The 5,440-nt window shown below is 67.8% G+C and carries 5 protein-coding genes; 3 read left to right on the top strand and 2 right to left on the bottom strand.

Going from position 1 to position 5,440, the window contains the following annotated elements:
* Positions 1-155 precede the first annotated feature (155 nt).
* Positions 156-593, bottom strand: a complete 438-nt coding sequence (locus VAE46_RS13025; protein WP_322797376.1) for a hypothetical protein — start codon at positions 591-593, stop codon at positions 156-158.
* A 120-nt stretch (positions 594-713) separates the two neighbouring features.
* Here VAE46_RS13025 and VAE46_RS13020 point away from each other — a divergent pair, with 120 nt between their 5' ends.
* The 3 genes from VAE46_RS13020 to VAE46_RS13010 all read left to right on the top strand — a co-directional run bounded on the left by VAE46_RS13020 (position 714) and on the right by VAE46_RS13010 (position 3,704).
* Positions 714-908: a ferredoxin gene (locus tag VAE46_RS13020; RefSeq protein WP_322797375.1), complete on the top strand. Its 195-nt coding sequence runs from the start codon at positions 714-716 to the stop codon at positions 906-908.
* Positions 909-998: 90 nt separating this feature from the next.
* Complete coding sequence (locus VAE46_RS13015) at positions 999-2,297, top strand: cytochrome P450 (RefSeq protein WP_322797374.1); 1,299 nt, start codon at positions 999-1,001, stop codon at positions 2,295-2,297.
* Between the two features lie 126 nt (positions 2,298-2,423).
* Positions 2,424-3,704, top strand: coding sequence for a cytochrome P450 (locus VAE46_RS13010; RefSeq protein ID WP_322797373.1), 1,281 nt, complete (start codon positions 2,424-2,426; stop codon positions 3,702-3,704).
* A 104-nt stretch (positions 3,705-3,808) separates the two neighbouring features.
* Here VAE46_RS13010 and VAE46_RS13005 read toward each other — a convergent pair whose 3' ends face one another.
* A complete protein-coding gene (locus VAE46_RS13005; protein WP_322797372.1) occupies positions 3,809-4,957 on the bottom strand; it encodes a S49 family peptidase in 1,149 nt (382 codons plus the stop codon).
* Positions 4,958-5,440: the final 483 nt, after the last annotated feature.

The following is a 5,440-nucleotide window of genomic DNA, read 5'->3' as shown; positions in this document are numbered from 1 at the left end:
AGCCCCGCCGCGACCAGCACCGCCAGCGCCGCCGCCCGGCCGGCCGCGTCGATGAGGCCCTCCTCCTCCAGCCACTCCGCGATCGAAAAGTCGGCGCCCACCTGATCATTCTCGCAGGCGGCGCCGACGTCGCCTGTCGCCGCGCGGTCTCTGCCCTACGGCGCCGTGAACTCGTGGCGCGTGCCGTTCACCACCAGCGTATAGGTCTTCCCGCTCTCGAAATCCGAACCAAGGTCCACCGTCGATTCGTGCGTCCCGTAGACCATCGTGCAGGCCACCTCATCGCTGTCCGGCATCCGGTTCGTCACCCGGATGACGATCTCCCTATCGGTCCGCTGCACGATCTCCCAGCCCGCGAACTGCGCGCAGCCGCTCGGCAGGCCGCTCGTGATGACCGCGGCGTACTGCGGCGGCGCCGTCTCGCGGATGAGCACCTCGATGCCGTCGATCGGCGCATCAACGATCTTCGTCGGGTAGTCCGGCGTCGAACCTCCGCTCCCGGTCGAACCGCGGTCGTCCACGCACCCGGCGGCTGCCGCCGCCCCCATCGCCAGCAGGCTGGCCACGCTCAGGAAGAACAGCAATCGTTTCATGCCCGTCCCAACGTCGCCCGCACCGCAAAAGTTCCCGCCGCGTAGCTTACCGATGGGTAAACCGGGTATGCTTCGAAGCCGGGCGGGAGATCCCGCCACATCACGCCCTGGAGTACCCCCGTGAAGGTTCGTGTCAAAGCCGACATGTGCGAAGGCCACGGCAAGTGCGAAAAGGCCGCCCCCGAAATCTTCAAGCTCGGCGATGACGACGTCTCCATCGTCCTCATCGAAGGCGACCTGCCCAAGGAGCTTGAGGAGAAGGCCGAGCGCGCCTACCGCCTCTGTCCTCGCCAGGCCATCGAGCTCATCCCGTAAACGAACGAGTAAACGTTCATTCACTTCTCGCCGCCGATCGGCTACCATCGCCAACATTCCCGCCTGCCCGGCCATGCCCTGGAGGACTTCGTGACCGCACCCGCAATCCCCCCGTCTGAAATCAACCTCAACAATCCCGAGCACTTCCAGCGCGAAGAGTTCCACGAGCTCCTCCGCATCCTGCGCCACCACGACCCGGTCCACTGGAACCCGCCCGGCGAAGTCGCCAACGGCTTCTGGTCGATCACGAAGTACGAGGACATCCTCTACATCTCCCGCAACCCCGAGCTCTTCATCAGCTCCAAGGGCATCGCCGGGCCCGGCATCCGCCCCGAAAAGCTCGCCGAGCTCGACTTTGCCGCCCAGCAGCAGTCCGCCGGCGGGAACGCCTCCATCATCACCATGGACCCGCCCCGCCACGTCAAAATGCGGCGTTTGGTCAACAAGGGCTTCACCCCGCGCGCCGTCAACGCCATGGAGCCCGAAATCCGCCGCATCACCAACGAAATCCTCGACCGCGTCGCCCACAAGGGCGAATGCGACTTCGTCCTCGAGGTCTCCAGCCAGCTCCCGCTCGCCGTCATCTGCGGCATGATGGGCGTCGAACAGCGCGACTGGCCGCTCATGTTCGAGCTCACCAACAAGGTGCTCGGCTCCGGCGACCCCGAGTACCAGACCGACGTCCCCGAGGAGGAACGCGGCACCGGCGCCGCCGCCCGCGCGACCGCCGCGAAGGGCCTCGCCACCATGCTCGAGTACTTCCGCGGCGTCCTCGAAGACCGGCGCAAGCACCCCCGCGAAAACGACCTCCCCACCATCCTCCTCGAAGCGGAGGTCGACGGCGAAAAGCTCAACGAAGCCGATATCCTCGCCTTCTGCTTCCTCCTCATCGTCGCCGGCAACGAAACCACCCGGAACGCCATCTCCGGCGGCCTCCAGGTCCTTTGCCAGCACCCCGACCAGAAGCGCGCCCTGATCGAAAACCCCGCCGGGCTGATGGATACCGCCGTCGAAGAGATCCTCCGCTGGACCTCCCCGCTCCACCACATGGCCCGCACCGCCGCCGCCGACGTCGAAATCCGCGGCAAGCAAATCCGCGCCGGGGACCGCATCCTCATGTGGTACCCCTCGGCCAACCGCGATGAGGACATTTTCCCCGACCCCTACCGCTTCGACATCACCCGCACCCCCAACGACCACCTCGCCTTCGGCATCGGCGAGCACTTCTGCCTGGGAGCCGGGTTCGCCCGCAAAGAGCTCAAGGTCATGTTCGAAGAGCTCTTCCGCCGCTTCCCCGATATCGAGACGGTCGGCCCGCCCGAGCGGCTCCGCTCCACCTTCATCAACGGCATCAAGCACATGCCCGTCCGCTTCACCTCCGAAGCGTAAGCAGCGCCGGCAATCGCGCCCCGGCCCCCTTTCGGACCGGCGCGCGATTGCCGTAATCTATCGACCGAACGGTAAACAGCCGCACCTTTTGCGATACCCACCCCTGCACCAACGGAGTCCCAGCCAGTGACCACCCAGCCCGAGACCCTCACCCTCGCCGATATCGACCTCAACGACGGCATCCTCTTCGAACAGGGCCTCTCCCACCAGGCCTTCAAGATCCTCCGCCGCGAAGACCCCATCTCCTGGACGCCGCCCACCGAGGACGTCAAGGGTCACTGGAACCTCGTCAAGTACGAGGACGTCCTCTTCGTCTCCCGCCACCCGGAAATCTTCAGCTCCGAAAAGGGCATCACCGAGTACGAGCCCATCGATGAGTCCGAAGCCCTCCTCGCCGCCCAGGGCAACGGCAAGATGATCATCACCATGGACCCGCCCCGCCATGTGAAGATGCGGCGGCTGGTCAACAAGGGCTTCACCCCCCGCCAGGTCGCACTCTGGGAGCCCAAGGTCCGCGAAACCACCAACATCCTCCTCGACCGCATCGCGAAGAAGGGCGAATCCGACTTCGTCCTCGATGTCGCCTGCAACATCCCCCTCGCCGTCATCTGCCAGATGCTCGGCGTCCCGGAGAAGGACTGGGAGTTGATGTTCTCCCTCACCAACAAGGTCCTCGGCTCCGGCGACCCCGAATACCAGACCGACGTCCCCGAAGACCAGCGCGGCACCCCCGAGGCCGCCCGCATCACCGGCAACCTCGGCACCATGCAGATGTTCGGCTACTACGCCCAGGCCCTCCAGCAGCGCAAGACCGCCCGTACCGAGGACATCATCTCCCTCCTCGTCGATTCCGAGGTCGATGGCGAGAAGCTCACCGATGAGGACATCCTCTGGTTCTGCTTCCTCCTCATCCTCGCCGGCAACGAAACCACCCGGAACGCCATGTCCGGCGGCCTGCTCGCCCTCTGCGAACACCCGGACCAGAAGCAGAAGCTCCTCAACGACATGTCCCTCATCGACACCGCCGTCGAGGAGATCCTCCGCTGGGTCTCGCCGGTCACCCACATGGCCCGCGTCGCGAAGGAGGACACCGCCATCCGCCACCAGCCGATCAAGGCCGGCGAGCGCGTCGTCATGTGGTACCCCTCGGTCAACCGCGACGAGGACGTCTTCCCCAACGCCGACGTCTTCGATATCACCCGCACCCCGAACGACCACCTCGCCTTCGGCATCGGCGAACACTTCTGCCTCGGCGCAGGCTTCGCACGCCTCGAACTCAAGGTCCTCTTCCAGGAACTCTTCCGCCGCTTCCCCGATATCGACCTTGCCGGGCCGCCCCAGCGGCTCCGCTCCACCTTCATCGGCGGCATCAAGCACCTGCCCGTGAAGTTCACCCCCGAACGCTAGGCGCCCGCCTCCAGAAAGGCCTTTCCCCCGAGAAGCGGGGGCCGGGATACCCCGGCCCCCGCTTCGCTTCCCGCATCCAGCGCCAGCTCCGGCCCGGCCGCGCCTCACCTCCCCTGCGCGCAGAGCGCCAGCGGGTCCCCGTAGTACGCCAGCACCGTGTGCGCCGGGAAGCAGACCCGCACCGGGCCCCTCGCCTCCGGCTCCTGGTCCTCGCGCAGCCCCAGCCGCGCCCCCAGCCCGCTCCAAAAGCCGCCGCCGCTCGAGGGCCGCACCACCTTGAAGCCGCCCCGCGGCAGACCCGCCAGCGCAGCCGCCCGCTCGTAGGCCTCCTGGCGGCTGGCCGTCCCGTCGATCAGCCCCAGCGCCTGCGCCTGCGCATTCCCGTACACCATCGCACCGATCTCGTCGCGAATCTTCGCCTCCGGGATGTTGCGCGCCTCTGCCACGTGCGCCACGAAAGCGGCGTACTCATCCTCCAGCGATTGCAGCAGCAGTTGCTTCTCCTCATCGGTCAGCGGCCGGTATGGCGCGCCCACGTCCTTCGAGCGCCCCGCCGTCAGCGGCTGGTAGGTGATCCCATCTTTCGTCGTCACCCCGCCGCCGAACAGGCCGCCCTCCGTGGCCAGCACGGTGCCCCAGTATTCGAACGCGCCCATCGTCACCCCGATGCTGCCCAGCAGCGACCCGTAGTCCGCCAGGATGAGGTCCGCCGGCGCCATCGCATACATCCCGCCCGAGGCGCTCAGCCCCGCCACGAACGCCACCACCGGCTTGCCGGTTCGCGCCCGGTACTCCCGGATGCCGTCGGCGATCGCGCGGGCCCCGAAAATCGTGCCGCCCGGCGTTTCCAGCTCGAGCACCACCCCGGCGATCGTGTCATCCTCGGCCGCATCCAGCAGCTTCTGGCGAATCTCGTAGCCGTAGACCACGCCCGGCAGCGAACCGAAGAATCCGGGGTCCTCCAGCTCCTCGCCCAGGATCACCCCCGTCACCGGGATGGAGAGCAGCTCCCGGTCTGCGCTTGCCTCCCCGTAGACCACCTCATCGCCGCCGTCGCCGCCGCTCGCGGCCACAATCGCCGCCAGGATGAGCACCGGCAGGAACAGCGCGAACCCCAGGGTCACGCCGAAGCACCCGGCCGCGACCACCGCCTTCGTCGCCGTCCGCCAGATCATCGACCATGCGCCCTCCCGCGCCCCCGGCGGCGGGTACGGCCCGCTGTACCAGGCCTTCAGGCCCGGCCCGTAGGTCACATACGGCGGCATCGCCCCCGACGGCCCGCCCCAGGCCGGCCCCCCGGCGGGGGCACCGGTCCCCGTGGGGCTGCCGCCCGGCGGAGCCGGCGGTGCCGCGCCGCCCGCACTCCCGCCACCGGGCTCTCCGCTTCCCCCGTCACGAACCTGCTCATCGGCCATCGCATCTCCCTCCGCGCGCCTGCCCATCCCGTGGCACGCGCCCCCTCACCCTAGCGTGAAACGGCAGCTCGGGAGAAGGGGAGAAAGGGAGAAAGGGAGAGGCTCTCCCCGCTCCCTGCTCCCACCTCCAACCTCCCACCTCCCACCTCCCACCTCCCACTGACAACCCTTCCCGATTCCGCTACCCTCGACCCACACGGCCCCCAAACCCGGCCGCCGGAGGTTCCGCCATGGCCAACCGCTACCGCTACTCCATGTGGGACGGCACCCAGGAAGTCCCCGCCCTCGACCCCGACCAGATCCTCGACAACATCACCGACG

The sequence above is a fragment of the Tepidiforma sp. genome, from assembly GCF_034433535.1.
Classification (GTDB): Bacteria; Chloroflexota; Dehalococcoidia; order Tepidiformales; family Tepidiformaceae; genus Tepidiforma.
The sequence above is the reverse complement of the archived record's forward strand: the minus strand, read 5'-3'. Positions and strand labels throughout refer to the sequence as shown.